The following is a 17756-nucleotide window of genomic DNA, read 5'->3' as shown; positions in this document are numbered from 1 at the left end:
TATTAGGGTTTAGTTTTTCTTAAGCTAGAACAGTTATTTAATTTAGCATTTGTTGCAATCAAACTACTGTCTCCAGTGGTTCGCATGGTTATATTGCTAATGCTATCTCCATTTCTTAGCTGCACCATAATATCTTTAGCTTTATTGATAATTTTACTGAAGTTTATGCCATCACTTTCTTTATATATTTTACCTCTAAATGTCGTTTCAATCCTTGTTCTAAGGGGGGAGCCTAATTGAGAGAATAGTTCATGATGAATGTTGTATTGTACCAGCGTTCCTATGAACTCAACGGTGTCTCCCCATTCAATGAAAATTGGGGGTGCATATAAGTTCTGTTTAGCAACACACATTTCATGAAATTTTTGAGTAAACTGATTGATGGTGTAATTCATATTCGCCGGAATTACCCCTGTATTATCTAATATTAACTCAAATTTCAACTCTTGTACAGGAGTATCTATCTTGTTTTGATTATTTGTTACTGAGGCTGAGTTGATACTAATGTTTTCAGGATTGATTTGTACCTCAAGCCAATCTTTACCTTTTTTATATTCTCTATTTTCTATTTTTACTAAAACTTCCGAAAAAGCACTATTGTCTGCTTGGTCAGCGGTGTTAAAAAATTTAAGCTTAGAGGCCATATCTACCGAATTTTTTTCTTTTGAATTTCTTTAAGTACTTGTCGGGTTGATTCACGAACTATATCCTTAATCGGCAAGTCAACAATGGCCTGATGTTCCTTTTTTCCATTTGAGCGCTCTGATTTTAGTTTTATGTTAATATTGAGCTGTTTAATTTCAATCATGTTTGTTAGCTAATAGGAATGGCTTGAAATTTTCGATATACAAACTCCATGGATTCGACCACAATATTATTCTCCATCGCATTGAAAGAGCTCACTTTCCAGCTTTTAGGATAGGCGTATTCACAAATCCATGCATTCACAGGCTCTTGGTGTTCATTTAAAAGCATAATTACAATATGTTTTAGCTCTACACCAATCAAACCATAATCTAATGTTCGTGAACACCATGCGGCCAAAGCGGAATGCTGGCTGGTTTTGCCTCTTTTAAGCACCAATGGGCTATATTTTATTGCAGAAGGCACCTGATAAGTAAATCGGTTTTCTCCCCCTTCAATAATTTCCTGCGTTATAACGTCGGCTTCTAAACCTGATATTTCACTGAAACGGGCATCCGACTCATTAGGCATAAATTTATTACCCAAAGTAATTGATCCCACTGGGTCAATTACCTTGGCAATAAAATGGAAACCTAAATTGGGGTTATTCCACATAAGTTTATTGTGCTTCTTGTTCTATACCCTCGTGTGCTAGTTCGATCGTTTCTACTGCTACTTCATTAGCATCAGCCTTAAGGTCGGTAGCGGTCACCTTTACGGGAAAGGCGTTTCTGATCGTCCAAACAATCACAGGTGAATTTTCTTCATCTAAAAGACTGATCGTCACATCCATCCGTCTGTTAGGATTGGTTTGTACATCGGTGAACCATTCCCACATTTGATTATCACCACGGAACGTACCTTTCTTTAATGTAACGGTACCATGTTTTTTCAAACCTGGTATTTTCTGGGTGACAAAAGTATTGTCGTCTCCGGAGCGATATTCAATGAATTGAGATTCCATTTCAAGCCCTGATACCTCTTGGAAACCTGATTCCCCACCTTCCCACTCAACAGTGAAGTGAAACTTAGGTATTGGCCAAAGTTCATTTGCCATAATCTATTTCGATTTTTTATTTTAAATTAAATTAATTGCAAGATTAGTTCTCTTGCATTTTTTGTTGGAAGGTAAGCACGATAAACTCTGCAGGTCTACTTATAGCAACCTTGATAGTGATTTTCATTATTCCATCAAGCACATCTTCTTGTGTCATAGTGGTACCCAAGCCTAATTCCACTTGGTAAGCGTCAGATGGATTCAGACCAACCAATCCGCCTTGCTTCCAGAGGTCATTTAAAAATGAGTTTATCATTCCTCGTATAAGTATCCAGGTATTAGCGGTATTTGGTTCATAGATGTATGCCTTGGCCGCATACTTTATGGATTGTTCTATAAATATCAGCGTTCTACGAACATTTATATAGCGCCAATCTCTGCTGTTTCCGTCTAAGGTTCTTGCTCCCCATACTGTCGTACCCTCACCGATGAAAGTCCGTAAAGCATTTACTGATTTACCAGTAACGGTAACATTGAGGTCTTCTTGATCTTCTTGTGTTAATTTTACCGAAGGCTCGATCACACCTGCAAAACCAACATTGGCAGGAGCTTTCCAGACGCCTCTTTGAGCATCCACCATGGCCATTACCCCTGCAGCACCCGCTGATGGAGCCATCACATTAAGCTGTTTTCTGATACTATTATGAAGATTCTTATACGCTGGACTGATTGTCAACAGGGTCTGATTTAGCTGTGCTATTTTGGTTGAGGAGTCACTTATTTTTTTGATTTCCTCTTTAAGTTCATTGGCCTTTTTGGGCGAGTCGCTAATTAGGTCTGCTTCTTCAATAAGAATTTTCTCCAATAGTTCTTTGTTTTCAAAGAAAGTGAAGTCAATTTCATCAGCTTGAACGATACTGGCGTTAACCCAAGGGTAATAAGCGGCCCCGTAGTTCAGGTTGTTCCCCCCAATACCTTCCCTGAATTGTGTAATTACATCCTGAGCGTCATAAGAACGGGCATTGGTGCCGCCGTGGACATCTAAAATAGCAAATCGATTTTTCATCTGCTGCCCACAATGCATCAGCATGGCTTGTTGGAGTGCGAAACAATCTGGTTTTGTCAATTGTACTGCCTCAGGAATTGCAAGAAGAGTAGGTTCTTCTTCTCCTATAAGTGATATTAAACCTGCTTCAAGTTGTTTTTTTGAAATGCTGTTAGCAACACGCTCCTGTACAAGCGTTGTTTTTCCATTATCTTTCCCATCCTTACCCAAGGGAGCTTTTACTGTTTTGGTAATTTCGTTGGTGTAAGTACCTACCGAAACAACATAACAATCGCTTCCCCCATTAGCAAAGAACATTCTTAGCGAATCGTAAAAAGTAAAGCGATGTGATTGTGATAATGCAGCCACATATTTGTTTGTAGCGATTTTTATATCAAAATCGTCTCCTTCAATTTTTTTTACTGAAAATGAAGTGTGCGCTCCCTTACCAAAATGTTTGTGAAATTCCGTTAATGAGCGAATTCGAGTAGGCTTTAAAATGAGGGATTTTCCCTCTCTTTGAGCAAATTCAGTATAACCGATAAATGCAGGTACAGCAGTCGGAATACCAGCCACAGCATTACCAAAGGCTTGCTTTTCCTCAATGTAAACCCCCGGTGTTGCGAGTCTTTGAACCATAATAAAATTGATAAATTAGTTATATATAATCAAACTAAGCTCAAAGTTATAGGTCTATTTTAGAGTTGTATTCAATGTAAATCAATAGCAAATAGCAAAAAATCAATATATAAACCAAAAGAATCTTGCAAAAATAGCGACTTTGCCCTTTGCCCAATAAGGAGGTGGATTGGATAAAGTTGTAGGTAGTATCTCGAAAAAAATAGGGTGTATAGGTGATTTTTAAATGCTTAAATGTGATCAAAAAGTTTAAAATAAAAGAGACTAATTTTTTGAAATATCGCAGATAGTTTTGCAAATTGTGATTTGTTACAGTTTAATTGATCAATTCCCATCTTCTTGTTGATTTATATTAAACAGTCGAATAAAGTGATTTTAAGTCACAGCTCTTATTACAAAATGTTTATAGTTAGGCCGTCTCTGTGCCTATTTGTTATTTATTTTGCAGCGTAAGAGTAGGCTATCGAATATTTTTATAACTCATAGTAAGAACGTTACATACAACGTTCCAGCAAAGGTTGTGTCCTTTTTTTCAATGGGCAACATTTAAAATTTTCGACAACATAGGTTAAAACCGTGTTTATCTAATAGACCATTCCACTGGTAAATCAGGGTATTGGAACTGATTATGGCAAAATTTTCAACAATAGTGGGTGCTATTCTCTGAAAATATGCCACAATCACTTCTATGATACTCCAAGTTTTATTGCGAGTATTAAGTATTAGACACGTTTGATCTTTAATATTTTTAGTTTAGACATGATTAATGTCTTTGGGAATATTCGATATAGTGGTAGGGAAGTAGGGATTAAAATGTTCCCACTTCTGGACTTTATTGGGGCCTAAAGGTATTTTTAAAGAAGATGAGTTTGAAGACATCACAATTACTTTCCTATGGTTTTCTGTTGAGTATTAGTATAATACTGTATGAGATACAATGGGTAAATGAGCTCTTTTACAAGGGCGCCGTTGACAATATACTGCTTAACTTGTTATTGTCTCTTCCATTAATGTGGGTGGGAAGTAAATTATTCTCGTTGCTACAGAATAGGTTTAATCTTGCCGTCACTCATGGATTCCTATTGGTTATTTTGGGTTCATTTTATTACTTTTTATCTTCTTTTGAAAGTCTTCCAAAGTTAGTCGATGCAGTGGTATATTTACCGTATACCTTATTCGGACCTTTGTTTTGGTTGCTCCATCAAATGCTCATTGAACAGCTCAGCGAAATTTATTCAGATCATGCTCGTCTAGTTAAAGAAGGCAACCCTATTACACTTTTAAAACAACTTTTGGCAAGTGCCATGTTTTTAGGGTTACTATTTCTTGACAATACCTCCTCATCTTGGTGGTTAAATTCCCAGACAGGCGGCGTATTACAACTCATAATTTTTGTTGTGGCTTTGGGATTGCACCTAAAAATTACAGCGCTTTCTGATTTTCGGCAAAATTTGATGAGATTAGACCAAGACAATACGGTGAGTAAGTTGTTCCGAAATAAATTTTTCCTGAGCTTGGTCTTTTTATTGGCTGTTACTACCTGTTCATTTTTTGTATTTCATTCTTTTTTTTGGGGTGCCTTTTTGCTCAGGTATCCAGGAGAAGAGGAGGGCCTGCATAATTTTTATGCTTTGGTGGCATTGGTTCTTCCGTTACAATTATTGTTAGAATTTTATGTCAGACCATTATTGAATCGAAGATATGGCTTGTCATATAGTTTGGAGGTGAGTGTTGTTTTGTTGTCTCTGCTCTCGTTAGCCACCCCATTAATTGGTTGGCAATTTGGTGGATCTCCTGAAGAGCCCACCCACTTGCTTTATTTTCTATTCATATTTTTCACTTTTTTCATGATGCAACTTTTAATGGGTGGTTTAATTTATCCTACCATCAAAATTTACATGGTTGCCTATCCTGTTGCCGTTAGGATAGATTATGTCAACAAGATTCTCCGATCAGGTTTTGTTATAGGAGGGGGGATTACGTATGTTTATTTAATTTTTTTAAAAGACCTTGTATGGTTTTCTGGCTACCGATCGGGGCTGTTGGTTATTTCGCCTTTTTTATTGATTTGGCTATTTGTTAAATTGGTTAATGCGAGATACAAAAAAGCCTTACGTGATGTGATGGATCAAGAACAACCGGAGCGGCCCAATTCATTAGCTAAACGGGTAGATGCTGAACAATTTCTGATAGCTCAACTTGAGCAGCAACCGGATGCCTTCCTCGGAAATTTACTACTCGATATTAATCATATAAAAGGAGAGCAATTATTGCTTAAATGGGTTCGAGAGCATTATCAGGGACCTGAAGAGGGCTTTATATTAGGGCAATTACGATGGCGTGGTTTGATTTCAGCACTTCCTTTTCTTAAGGACCGAATAACTACTGACCGTTTTTCGTTTTCAGAATTTCAACAATTGGCTTTAATAACAACTGAAGATCTTGAGCGATTCAAGTTTAAATGTGAACATCTGCAATTCTCCTTTCAGATGGTTGACAGTCAGTTACCTCATGAAAGACGAAAAGGAGCTCATTTATTATCGAACGCTTCTCTGGAAGATCAACATCGCTTTTTTCCTAAGCTTTTTTTGGATGAAGATTATTTAGTGAAAAAAGCTGCAATTGAGGCATCGGTTGCTGTTGAGAAGGAACATGTATGCCGGCAGCTATTACAATTGTTGAAGTGGGAAGGGCTACATCACAGTATTGCCAATACGGTATCACTATCCAAAACGAATTGGATGCCCCTTCTTAAATCCTTTTTCAGGATGCCGGGGCAGAAAGAGGTTATCCAAATAGGTATAGTACGAATTTATGGTGCTTTGAAAAGTGAAAATGCAATTGATGAGTTACTTAATTTGCTGGAGTACCCTCAGCCTTCGGTATCTTCGGCTGCATTGCAACAGCTGGTGAATTATCAGCGTAACCTGTCTGGTGAAAAACACCTGAAAATTCGTCGAGAAATCTTTGAACTTGTGCAAGTAACGTTGTGGAACTTACAAGTGCGTGAGGATGTAAAGCAGTACCAAGGAGATGAGGGGTTGCTTGTTGCTCTGAAGCAGGAGATTAAAGATAACTATTCAGATATATTGAAGATGTTGACATTAATTTTTGATTCAGATTCCATGGCTTTAGTTCGAGATAATTTATTTAGTCCAGTATATGAGCAGCAATCTTATGCAATAGAACTATTGGATTGGTTGCTTGATGATGAAATGAAAGCCACTGTTATGCCTATTTTGGGTAGGTACAGCCCTGAAGAAAAGATCAAGCAATTACGTGACTTTTACTTGACCTATTCACTACCTTATGAGCAGCTACTTCAGACGCTCGTTTTACGTGATTATCGGTATGTGAATCGTTGGACTAAGGCAGTAGCGATGCAATTGCTTAAAAGTTATCATTCCAAACAAAGTCACCGAATATTTGTGGCTAACTTAGTGAATCCTGATGTGTTGTTGGCGGAAACTGCGGCACAATGTTTAAAGCAGATAGATGAGGGGTCTTTCAATAGAATTGCGCTCCGTTTTATTGCCAATGCTAATTTTGCTGGCCGTGCCTTAATGGGTGCTGATGAGGATGCCAATCGACCTTTCTTAAGTCAATTTGACAAAATTAAGCTGTTACAACATACCACTTTTTTTAAGCGGGTGAGTGGAATTGATTTAAGGCCGATGGCGGCCACTATGATAGAGCTAACTGCGCAGGCCGGTGAAGTTATTTGGCAGCGTCAATCTGGAGAAATGAGTGCTTTTCTTGTAGAGCGTGGTGAAATAAGTTTAAAGACAGTGGATCAACAGTTAAGTCTTACTGCAGGAGAGTTGTTTTTACCATATATGTTGGATCAGGCTGAACAAACAGGGGTTGTGTCGGCCATTACGAATAGTCGGTTATTTTATTGGACTGCGGAATCACTAAATCAGCACTTAATGGGTAACCAAGCCTTATTGTTACCATTAATATATCATGCAGAAAATCGACTCAACTCTGCTGAAGCACTACATGTATAAAATGTTCTAATATGGAAATTTCAAGCCAAAGTACCGTTATCGAGCCGAGTACGTCTATGAATCCCTATCCAGGGTTACGCCCTTTCAATATGGATGAGCATCACCTGTTTTTTGGACGTGAAGATCAGTCTGGGGAGGTTGTGGAGAAATTATGGCAAAATCATTTTGTGAGTATAGTAGGTAATTCAGGCATTGGAAAATCGTCTTTTGTTTACTGTGGTGCCATTCCAACATTATTGAATACATATGGTGGTGAGCAGGAGTGGATATTGTTAAATTATCGATTTGGAGATCAACCTGTTTGGGGCTTGGCCGAAATGCTGATGCCATATATGAAGCCCGTCGGTATTTATGAAACGGTAGAGGAATTGGAGCGTCATATGTTGGATGATAAGGCCTTTCTATCATCAGTTTTACTTGAACTTCAGTCAGCAACCAATAAAAAGATTCTATTATTTATTGATCAGTTTGAGGAATTGTTTCGCTATCAACTGAATCTACAGGATCAGGCTTATCAATTTATTCAGATGTTGTTGCACACATTACAACAGCCTCAACCTCCTTTATATACAATTTTAACCATTCGGTCTGATTTTATTGGTGATTGCGCACAATTTCCTGCACTGACCAAAGAGGTAAATAAAAGTCAGTTTCTGATTCCTCAGATGACACGAAACGAAAGACGAAGGGCTATTGAAGAGCCGCTTAAATTCATCGGTGTTAAAGTTTCTTCAGATCTTGTGGATAAGGTTTTGGAGCATATGGGAGAAAAGGGTGACCACCTACCTATTATGCAACATGCCATGATGAGAACCTTTGACCATTGGCAGTTCGTCAATCAAGGTCAAGGGCAAATTTCCATGAAACATTATTTAGCAATTGGTACGATGGAACATGCCATGTCGCTACATGCCAATGAAGTTTACAATGGTTTGGATGAACATGGGAAAAAGGTATGTCAGGGGCTGTTTAAAACGATCACTGAAAAGCGGGGAGAGGGCCGGGGAGTACGGAAACCGAGCTCGATTCAGGAAATTGCCTTGGTGCTTAATGAAGCCGAGGAACAGGTCATTAAAGTGGTTGAAGTTTTCCGAAAGCCGGGTACTACCTTACTGATGCCTTCAAGCGACCAAGAAATCAAGATCGATACGATGATTGATATTTCGCACGAGAGCTTGATGCGAATATGGGAGATGTTACGTATTTGGGTGGAAGAAGAGGCTGAATCGGTGAAAATGTATTTACGTTTGGCTGAAGCCGCAGAAATGCATCAAAAAGGTAGTTCAGGTCTTTGGCTTCCTCCGGATTTGGATCTGGCAATCAATTGGCGAAAACGGCAGGCTCCTACGATGGCATGGGGGTTAAGATATCATAGTGCTTTTGAGCGTAGTATGTTATTTTTAGAATATAGTGAGCAGGAATATGAGCGTGTTCAACAACTAAAAGAAAAACAGCAAAAGCGTCGATTGTGGATCGCTCGTATAGTGGCTGCAGTTTTGTTGCTTGGAATTGTCATTGCACTAATGTTTTTGTTTTATGCAGAGCAACAAAGGCGAATTGCGGCGGTAAAATCCTTGGAGGCAGAAACCCAACGAGATGCAGCGCAGGTTTCCGCAGAACTTGCTGAACAATCTGCGCAAAAAGCCGATTCAGCAATGGTTGTAGCACAATTTCAGGCTCAAATTGCCGTTGAACAGAGTGAGTTGGCCCGTGAACAGCAGAAAGTTGCTGAAGAAAATGGGCGACAGGCACAATTGGCTGAGCAACTGGCCATAGATCAAGGTGAAAAAGCATACCGATTGAGGCTGCTTTCTGTGGCCCGATCAATGACAATCAAGTCAAGGCAAATTTCTGATAGTACCACGCAAGCTTTGGTTGCCCTGCAGGCATATAATTTCTTTCAGCAAAATGGGGGTAAACTTTTTGACCCTGATATTTATAATGGGCTTTATTATGGCTTAAAGCGGCTGAAAAAAGAAGCTTATAATGATTTGCTTGGTCATCAGTTCAATGTCCGATCAATTTGTGCAGAAAGGGCGGATAATACCCTGTATTCTGCAGCCTCAGATGGAAAGATTATTCGATGGGAAAATAATACTCCTGAATTGATTTTTGATTCCCCTCAGATGGTGCATCAAACGATGGACCTCTCGGCGGATGGCCGATATCTTTTGGTCGGAGGTGCTTATGAGTTTATTCTTTTATTTGACCTAAAGCATAGTGAGCAGGTCCCTGTGAGTGTCCCTTTTGAAAATAAAGAAAGCTGGATGATAAAGGTAGGTAACCACTCACAATTGGCATCTGTACTTACAGCAACTGGGGAGGTCTTTAAATTTGATCTTAAAAGTAAAACTGTTGAATCTATTTATAAAGAGGAGCATAAAATTAATACACTGGCCATGCACCCTTTTAAACCTGTGGTTTATTTCGGTAATGTTAATGGGCACGTTAAATGCCTTGACCTACATAGTGGCCAAATCGAGGATTTATTTGAGATTAAAACGGCTGCAATTACCTTGGCCATCGATCCGATAGGTGAGCGATTAGCCTGTGGGAGTGAGCATGGTGTAGTGTATTTGTATAATTTACAAGCCAAGAAGTTGACGAGTGAATTTCGTGGCCACAAATCAAGGGTCAACAATCTGAATTTCAGTCCTAAAAGCAAATATTTAGCTTCGGGTAGCTTTGATCGTACCGTGCGTATTTGGGATTTGGTTAATATCAATGATCAACCTGTAATATTGGATGATCATAAAGATTGGGTTTGGTCAATCTCCTTTAGTGGTGATGGCCGATATTTACTTGCAGGATGTAAGGATAATCTAATCAGGAAATGGCCCATAAAAATTCCAGATATGGCGATGGAGTTAAATAGGCTTCTAACTCGAAATTTAGAAGAGCAGGAGTGGCAAACCTACGTCGCAGATGATATCCCTTATCAAAAAACAAGGGGAATTAATAACGACGAGATGGAAGAATTAAATAGGGGAGATACTTCGCGTATTTCCCCCAGCGTGGTGGATGAAACACCTTTAGATTTAGCTGATAAGTAAAGTGTCAGTTGATTTTTGAATATTTTTGTTAACACTAGTCTTTGCTTTTTTTAAATGGCTATCAAATACAAAGGTAAATGGTTTTATAAGGGTTAAGGCTGCCTTGACCACCCATGGTGTGGGTTTTTTTCCTGTTTCCATGAATAACATGGACTCGTAAACTCCTTTGCCTTTACGGTGCAGCTTATATTTTCCTTTGATGGGCATATCTGAGATTAGGCGCTCCTTTTTATATTGTTTGGCTTTAATCAGCTTCTTGTTGATAATTGCTATAAGGTTAGTGGTGAATAATTCGCTATTGGGCTTAATCTGATCAGTCTTTAAATCATAATCGAATGAGAGAATATTATTTTGTCCATAATCAATGAGTAAACTCCATGATTTACGGTGCTGAAAGACAAACACTTTGTAGCTGTTGCCCTGGGGGGTTTCGGCATCAAAATTGGCATGAAGTTTAGAAAGAACGGAAGGCATTTGTTGACCAAGGACAACAGCAGGCCAAGAGAAAAAAATCATACATAAAGCTAAATATAGGTATCGCATATTGTTAAATAAGTTGTAGTTGAAATACTATTTTAGATAAATTTAAATTAAAAATAATATTTTATTTGTATCATATGAAATTTAAAGTAATTATACTTTTACTTTTATGCTTCTCTACGGTCTGCCTAAAAGCTCAAAACCGATCATTGACAGATCAGTTAGAATCCATTGTTGACAGAGAAAGCAATATTAAGTTTATAGAAGATTCTATTATTCGGTCAAAATTACAACAGCGTAATGTTGATTCAATAAGATTATTGATTAAGATTGACTCCCTGCGTGAAATCGAAGGCCGTTCGGCGCAGGAGGCTGAGGTTGCCATAGATACTGCTGCTTTTATTAAGCGACAGGAGGCGGTCAAGCAGAGCCCTTTTGCACAAGAATCAGAGTCTGAGGTTACATTTGATAAAAAGCAAGGGATTGGTCATCAGTCGGTTTATAAAAAAAATCACGACCTTAAAGCTAATACTGCTGTTTTTGGGTGGCATCCCTATTGGATGGGTTCAGCATACAAGAGCTATAATTATTCTTTGATGAGCCATATTGCCTATTTCTCTTACGAATTGAACCCTATAACGGGGGGATACCATTCTATTCACGATTGGAAAACCACTGCTTTAATTGATTCGGTACAAGCCCATGGAAAAAAGGCACTTTTAACTGTTACCAATTTTGGGGAAAGGAACAATCAAAAATTTCTAAACAGTCTCCCTGCACAAAAACACTTTATTAAAACGGCTATTTCATTGCTCAAAGCAAGGAATGCCGATGGTCTGAATATTGATTTTGAGAACATTGGCGCATCAGACCAAGGAGCAATGACTAATTTTATCATTGATTTGGCTACCACAATGCGCATGCAGCGTCCCGATTATCAACTTACTATCGCTTTACCTGCATTTGATTTTCACAATGTTTATAATGTGTCGGCTCTGCAACCTCATGTCGATCTATTTATCATAATGGGCTATGAGTTCCACGGTAGTAACTCTACGGTAGCGGGTCCTGTAGCGCCATTATCAAGTGGAAATATTTGGTGGGAGTATAATTTGGAACGAGCAGTGGATCAGTATCTTGCGAGTGGTATCGCTGCTGGTAAATTACTGTTAAGTATTCCTTACTATGGTGCAGAGTGGGAAACAGAGGATCTGCTGTTTCCTTCCAAGACAAAGCATTTTAAAGGTTATTGGACTTATAGAAAAATTATGAATAAATATGGGCGTCAGACCTGTTGTTATGATCAGATCAGTGATTCTAAATATTATGTTTTTCGAGATCAAAATAATACATACCGACAGATTTGGTTTGAGGATTCTACCTCTTTGGCTAAAAAGTATCAGTGGATTAACAATAAAAATATCGGTGGCGTAGGTATTTGGGCTTTAGGCTTTGATAATGGCTATACCGAACTGTGGGAATTGTTAGCGGAACACTTTGCTGAGCAAGAAGCTCGCACGGCCTCTGGGATTTGGAACAAGTTCATGAGGAATTTTCGCAGATATGCTTTTTATTCGCTTCGGGTGCTGAAAAATCCGAAAACATTAATCACGAACCCACGGCCACTGATGGGAATTATTGGGGGAATGTTTGGGGTATCCATGGTGGGTTTTTTCTTTTTGTATCGATTCGGTTATAGACTTAAAAGATATAAGATGCTTGCTTTCAAGGGGATAACCATTATTTTACTACTCATTGCGGGGCTTTTTGTACTGTTCGGTCTAAAGTTTTTAGGTTATCAAGAAACTAAATATTTAATGTTAGGCGTTCTTATCTCCACTATCTTATTTTTAATTTACAGCTACAGGTCCGTAGCAGAAAAAGATTTACCCTAATGATTGATCAAGTTATGTCCGCCTTACAAGAAGCGGTAGAAGATTATTTTCGTAGCCACTTTACACAACAGGAACCCCAGGTTGTTTTGGGGAATTTGGTAGATCAGGAAGGAAAACCAGTGGTTTTTGATACGGATCAGCTGGTGATCACCCTGGCGAATATTGAGAGAGAACAGGTCAATGGGCGTTCTCCTCGTTTGTCTCATGGTGAAAACAAGCCTTATCATTTGAAATTATTATTACTTTTTAGTGCCGTAGGCATGGAGGGTAATTATCAGGAATCTTTGAAAACGATCTCAGGGTTGATTCATTTTTTTCAGGCTAATCAAAGTGTTACAGGAGCCGATTTGGGGTTGGATTCAAGCATTGAAAAGTTAACTTTTGAATTTCACCAGGAAGAGATGTTGGGCATGAGTAACCTTTGGGGAATGCACGGTGGCAGGTATTGGCCATCGGCCTTGTTTAAAGTCAGAATTGTTACTTTCGATCAGGACTTTTCGGCGCCTTCAGGTCGTGTTCGAGGTTTAGGAGCTAATATCTTATAAATATGCTGGATCTTCAATTACAATATTTACCACTGCTTAGCCTGCAAATGAGGCAAATGTATTATGCTCAGGATCAAAGCCGTGATTTTGATTTGCGCATTTCACCACATAGTGTGGCTTTATTACCTCAATTAGACTGGGTATTTAAGCAGGATAAAGACCAATACTTGTTATTATATAATCGTGCGAACCTGATCCGACTTCAATGGCATCTTGAATCCTTGGGGAGCTTTAGTGTATTTGTACAAGTGTACAATAACTCGCCCGATGCTTTTTCTTCGACGAACTGGCCCATGAACAAGCAGATAGGACATTTTTTTTATCAACAAATTAATCCTTTTAAAGCAGGGGAACATAGTCATGAACTCCAAACACAAGATTGGGTACAAGAGGTGAATAGTTTGCCAATAGGAGCAGGAGAGGAGTATCAAGAAGTTTATTACAATGGACAATTTCACGGGGCACCGGCGAGCTCAATTAACTTGACCTCGGGGCAAGGTGTAGTTTTGAACAAAGATGGACAAAGTACTGGGCAAGGCTATGCGGGCAGTGCTCCGAACTTGAAAAGACCTATTGGTTTAATTGAAATTCGCTTTGACGCACCAACCGTTGAAAAGATGTTGAAGCGCTTAGCCGATGATCAGCCTTTAAACCATTCCATGAATTTTTTCAGTATCCCCACGCGAAAAGCCATTCACAAATACCTAATAGTGCACGATGGTCATTGGAAAAATTTACAGTTAGAAGATCGTCAGACCAAAGAAAAGTATTTAAGCGAAGAGATTAACTTTGAAGGAAAACAAGCCACAGTCATTAGTAGTCAGAAAGCCTTGGAGGTCTATTTTGCTGATGACCGAGTTTTGGCTTTGAAAGGGGAAGCTTCCGCAGGCAAGGGACTGCGCTTGGTCAGGGCCAAAATGCCTAAATTCAGAGCAGAGCATGTCACTGTTAATAGAGAAGACGGAAAAGTGACAGTGGAAGCGAAGATGCTGATTGTGCTTTAGGTAATAAATGAACAGGTATAGCATTATTTTTTGAGGATTAAAGGATGAAAGAAGAAAGACTGGTTAGAATTGATCGACTAAATGTGGATATGGAATTTGATCGTCAGGATAAGCTTGATGAGTTTCTTGATGACATCAACCACCAAATTCGAAAAATATTGTTACCTCAACTCGAACAGGCATTGTTGCAATGGATAGAAAATAATGAGTTTGGAAACCTGAGCATTGATCAATTACAAATTGATTGTACTTTCAACTTTTTGGACGATGCATGGGAAATGCCAGAAGAACTTCAGGCTGTCATCGCCAAAGCATGGGAAGAGTTACCCGACAGCCAACAAAAGTTCCAGTCATTGACTCAAAGTCGAGCTCAGGCATTTGCACTTTTCCTCAATGAAGGTACAAAATTGATTGATGGTCAATGGGAAGATCTTGCGCTTGATCAACTGTTGTCACTACTTCCATCATGGACTTGGAAAGAAAGGCACCTTCAGGTTTTGCTACGCCAATATCCATTCCAGACCCTATTGTCGGCCTTTGGTTCGGTAGTCAAAAAATCCAATGAATGGTTATTGTTGGGGCTGGAGCGATGCTTTCAGAATGGCTATCAGCAAAATACATCAGAGACAGCAGTGCTATTCGAAAAGTTGCTGAATAACGCTTTGGAGTTTACTGATTGGCACCACTTTTTTATACAATTGCCTACCACTTATCAACAAGCAAAGTACTGGTTGATCGAGAAGTCCTATCCAAGCATGTACCTGCAATCTATCGCATTACATAGGCCAATGTTACGCGAGTCGATTTTATTGAGTTTGTGGCCCTTCCATTCATTGGTTACCAAAAAACACGAATTATTGAAGCCGATGATTATTCAATGGCTTTTTGATTCCTTAGTTCATCAGGGAGATAAAAACCAAAAGTCATTGAAGTCTTTCAAAGAAGATTTTACCTCCAATAGTGAGGTGTTAAAAGCTTTTCTAAGCCGACAAATAACGGAATTTACGCCACCTAAGGACAAGGAATTATTTTACCTGTCGCTACTTTTTAACTGGCCCTTGATTCGTTCAATTGGAGTAAATTGGTATCCATTAGAAACGCATATTTTTGAGGAAATCAAAGCAATAAAACAAGCTGATTTGACCTCATTAATGACATTGTGGAAAAATGTATCAACCGTTGAGGCGATTTCAAAACTTCAACCATATTCTGCTGAATTGCAAATAGTCCTTAAAGTTTTATGGGTGGAAGTAAGGACTCAAAAAGGTAGTGTTCAGCAATATTGGGCCTTGGTAAGGGACTTGTTTAAAGAGCCAAAAGATTTTGAAAAGGCCATAAAGGCTTATCCGAATACCATTACACAGCATAGTCAGGTAAACTTAGCCAAAGCTACCCTCGATCAACTTTTAAGAGATACCCAAAAGACGCCTTGGCAAGCTTATGTATTCCTGTCTTGTTTTGATCAGCTGAACGACCAAGCTGATCAACAGCAATACCTATTAAATCGATGGTCAGATGCAGCCACGCAGGCTTTTAGATTACAGAAAAATCAAAATTTTGAATTTGGAAAAGGGAGTACAGATCCAAAACTTCAGCACATCCTATTGAATAGATTGACCATTTCGCAGCAGCTTGAAGAAAATAAAATGAAAGCATTAGCACCAGAAGGTGTGGACACTATGAGCCGTAAATCGGATAAAACACACCCAACAGAATGGATTTCGCTAAAGGAACAATTGGAAGGTATGGATAAGCATGAGCAGTTAGCTTTGCTGAAAGAATCATTAAACCGTCAGATAAGACAAGGACTAATGACTTTACCATATTGGGCCAAATACCCATTGATGGTCAAAGAATTAGAAGGATCTTCCTCAAATTTCAGACAGGTGCTTTCTGATATTTGGGTTCTGTATATTCCATTGCAGAGAATGCTGTTTAGGCTTAACCCCATCATCAAGCAGTTAAAGCTTGAGCTTTCAGATTTTCAATTCTATTTATGGAACAATGCAGCCAAAATAATAAATCCTCAGGAAATTGATGATACGCATTATTTCATGAAATCCTTTGTACAATGGACAATTTCGGCCAACGTTAGTCCTGCGCAAGTTTTTTCCCTTAGAGAGCAATTAACTTCAAGCAATGCTGTTGACCTTTATTTTGAACAGCTATCGCAAACTACCTTTGAGGCTGGAAAAGGTTTCGCTAAAGATTTTGCCTTTGTAAAAAAATTCCACTTGCAATTGTTACCCGCCATAGACGAATTGTTAAAACAGTATCATCAAGCATTCGAAAAGGGCGCAAACCGTTTAGTTGAAAAAAGGGCGCAAATGTTGACTCAATGGCGCAAAACAGAACAGGCTTTAAGAGTCCTTTTTTGGCATAAAGACCGACTGAATTGGGAGGTGGAAACGATCAAAATGAAATTGAATACAGCGACCGAAATTTGGCAGAAGGCAGCATGGCATAAAGCGGGTCAATGGCCGAACATCAATACTAAAGTTGAATGGTTAACGCAGTTGGAAAAAGACCCAAGGCAACTGTTTCAAATTTTACAACAACAACTTGAGGCATCCATTGATCAGAAGGTAGTCCAAGCGTCCATTACTGATTATGCTAAATCTAATCTGAAACATGGCGAAACAGTCGCTATCTCAAATGGTGGATTGGTGCTCTTAGCGCCTTTTATTCCGCGTCTTTTTAAGATGAAAGGCATAGTAGAAGGCAAAGAAATGACCAATATTGAACAACAGATCAAGGGGATATTTTATTTGCAATATTTGGCGACCGGGCAGAGCCATGCCGATGAACACGAATTATTCCTCAATAAAATCATGACAGAATTCCCTGCAGGTCATCCATTACCTCAAGAATATGAATTATCAAGCGAGGAACGTGAGCTCTTGGATGGCTTGTTAGAAGCCGCTATTGGGCAGTGGAGTCAATTGGGTAAAAGTAGTTTGGGGAATTTTAGAGCTTCATTCTTAATGCGTGAAGCTAAAATTCACCTCGTCGATGAACAACGATGGGAAATCGATATCGAAAAGAAAAGTTGGGATGTCCTTTTGAATAGCCTACCATGGAACTATCAAGTGATCCGCTTTCCATGGATGAGTTGTCCGATACAAGTAAGTTGGTAGTATCGGTCTATCTTTTTGACCATGATTTACTTGATTAGAGGGATTACCATGATTACTGAAATTTAAAATCCTAAAATCCTTTATAATCATAGTAATCAAGGTTTAAAATACATTTCACCAACACGACAAGCATGAAGCCCTTCGCTATGCTATTATTCGAGAATTTAAAAAGAGATGTAAGATGGTTAATGTTTAGGTTAAAATCGTATAATATTGGTATCTAATATCAATATTATGTTGTTTTAATAAAATATTATATAGATAATT

Annotated in this window: 12 protein-coding genes; 6 read left to right on the top strand and 6 right to left on the bottom strand. The window is 38.7% G+C overall.

All coding sequences use genetic code 11. From position 1 onward, the window contains the following. Positions 1–2: 2 nt before the first annotated feature. The 5 genes from AABK40_RS18255 to AABK40_RS18235 are packed head-to-tail and all read right to left on the bottom strand — an operon-like array spanning position 3 to position 3365. On the bottom strand, positions 3–644 hold the full coding sequence (locus AABK40_RS18255) for a CIS tube protein (protein WP_338398663.1): 642 nt from the start codon (positions 642–644) through the stop codon (positions 3–5). Between the two features lie 2 nt (positions 645–646). After that, entirely contained in the window at positions 647–808 is a 162-nt protein-coding gene (locus AABK40_RS18250; protein ID WP_338398662.1) for a hypothetical protein, read from the bottom strand. Between the two features lie 5 nt (positions 809–813). Further along, positions 814–1299 carry a phage tail protein gene (locus tag AABK40_RS18245; RefSeq protein ID WP_338398661.1) on the bottom strand — a complete coding sequence of 162 codons (486 nt, stop codon included), beginning with the start codon at positions 1297–1299 and terminating at the stop codon, positions 814–816. A 4-nt stretch (positions 1300–1303) separates the two neighbouring features. Then, a complete protein-coding gene (locus AABK40_RS18240; protein ID WP_338398660.1) occupies positions 1304–1741 on the bottom strand; it encodes a phage tail protein in 438 nt (145 codons plus the stop codon). A gap of 43 nt (positions 1742–1784) precedes the next feature. After that, positions 1785–3365, bottom strand: coding sequence for a phage tail sheath family protein (locus AABK40_RS18235; protein ID WP_338398659.1), 1581 nt, complete (start codon positions 3363–3365; stop codon positions 1785–1787). An 863-nt stretch (positions 3366–4228) separates the two neighbouring features. On the opposite strand from AABK40_RS18235, the gene AABK40_RS18230 reads away from it, so the two are divergent. Further along, entirely contained in the window at positions 4229–7375 is a 3147-nt protein-coding gene (locus AABK40_RS18230; RefSeq protein WP_338398658.1) for a cyclic nucleotide-binding domain-containing protein, read from the top strand. A gap of 11 nt (positions 7376–7386) precedes the next feature. Beyond that, positions 7387–10428: an nSTAND1 domain-containing NTPase gene (locus AABK40_RS18225; protein ID WP_338398657.1), complete on the top strand. Its 3042-nt coding sequence runs from the start codon at positions 7387–7389 to the stop codon at positions 10426–10428. Here AABK40_RS18225 and AABK40_RS18220 read toward each other — a convergent pair. Continuing rightward, positions 10414–10971 carry a hypothetical protein gene (locus AABK40_RS18220; RefSeq protein ID WP_338398656.1) on the bottom strand — a complete coding sequence of 186 codons (558 nt, stop codon included), beginning with the start codon at positions 10969–10971 and terminating at the stop codon, positions 10414–10416. The two genes, AABK40_RS18225 and AABK40_RS18220, sit on opposite strands and share 15 nt — an antisense overlap. A gap of 74 nt (positions 10972–11045) precedes the next feature. On the opposite strand from AABK40_RS18220, the gene AABK40_RS18215 reads away from it, so the two are divergent. From AABK40_RS18215 to AABK40_RS18200, 4 genes are read left to right on the top strand one after another with little or no spacing between them, the layout of a single operon-like run. Further along, entirely contained in the window at positions 11046–12803 is a 1758-nt protein-coding gene (locus AABK40_RS18215) for a glycosyl hydrolase family 18 protein (RefSeq protein ID WP_338398655.1), read from the top strand. Beyond that, a complete protein-coding gene (locus AABK40_RS18210) occupies positions 12803–13348 on the top strand; it encodes a Pvc16 family protein (RefSeq protein ID WP_338398654.1) in 546 nt (181 codons plus the stop codon). The genes AABK40_RS18215 and AABK40_RS18210 overlap by 1 nt, the downstream gene beginning before the upstream one ends. Positions 13349–13350: 2 nt before the next feature. Further along, a complete protein-coding gene (locus tag AABK40_RS18205) occupies positions 13351–14352 on the top strand; it encodes a hypothetical protein (protein ID WP_338398653.1) in 1002 nt (333 codons plus the stop codon). A gap of 44 nt (positions 14353–14396) precedes the next feature. Next, entirely contained in the window at positions 14397–17489 is a 3093-nt protein-coding gene (locus AABK40_RS18200) for a contractile injection system tape measure protein (RefSeq protein ID WP_338398652.1), read from the top strand. The last annotated feature ends 267 nt before the right edge of the window (positions 17490–17756 follow it).

It is taken from the genome of Persicobacter psychrovividus, from assembly GCF_036492425.1.
Lineage (GTDB): Bacteria > Bacteroidota > Bacteroidia > Cytophagales > Cyclobacteriaceae > Persicobacter > Persicobacter psychrovividus.
Note: the sequence above shows the minus strand (reverse complement) of the source record. Positions and strands in the feature narration are given on the sequence as shown.

Coding starts and splice junctions, on each gene's coding strand:
- AABK40_RS18210 (WP_338398654.1), top strand. CDS start 12,803: ATGATTGATCAAGTTATGTCCGCCTTACAAGAAGCGGTAGAAGATTAT.
- AABK40_RS18225 (WP_338398657.1), top strand. CDS start 7,387: ATGGAAATTTCAAGCCAAAGTACCGTTATCGAGCCGAGTACGTCTATG.
- AABK40_RS18200 (WP_338398652.1), top strand. CDS start 14,397: ATGAAAGAAGAAAGACTGGTTAGAATTGATCGACTAAATGTGGATATG.
- AABK40_RS18215 (WP_338398655.1), top strand. CDS start 11,046: ATGAAATTTAAAGTAATTATACTTTTACTTTTATGCTTCTCTACGGTC.
- AABK40_RS18235 (WP_338398659.1), bottom strand. CDS start 3,365: ATGGTTCAAAGACTCGCAACACCGGGGGTTTACATTGAGGAAAAGCAA.
- AABK40_RS18250 (WP_338398662.1), bottom strand. CDS start 808: ATGATTGAAATTAAACAGCTCAATATTAACATAAAACTAAAATCAGAG.
- AABK40_RS18255 (WP_338398663.1), bottom strand. CDS start 644: ATGGCCTCTAAGCTTAAATTTTTTAACACCGCTGACCAAGCAGACAAT.
- AABK40_RS18220 (WP_338398656.1), bottom strand. CDS start 10,971: ATGCGATACCTATATTTAGCTTTATGTATGATTTTTTTCTCTTGGCCT.
- AABK40_RS18205 (WP_338398653.1), top strand. CDS start 13,351: ATGCTGGATCTTCAATTACAATATTTACCACTGCTTAGCCTGCAAATG.
- AABK40_RS18245 (WP_338398661.1), bottom strand. CDS start 1,299: ATGTGGAATAACCCCAATTTAGGTTTCCATTTTATTGCCAAGGTAATT.
- AABK40_RS18230 (WP_338398658.1), top strand. CDS start 4,229: ATGAGTTTGAAGACATCACAATTACTTTCCTATGGTTTTCTGTTGAGT.
- AABK40_RS18240 (WP_338398660.1), bottom strand. CDS start 1,741: ATGGCAAATGAACTTTGGCCAATACCTAAGTTTCACTTCACTGTTGAG.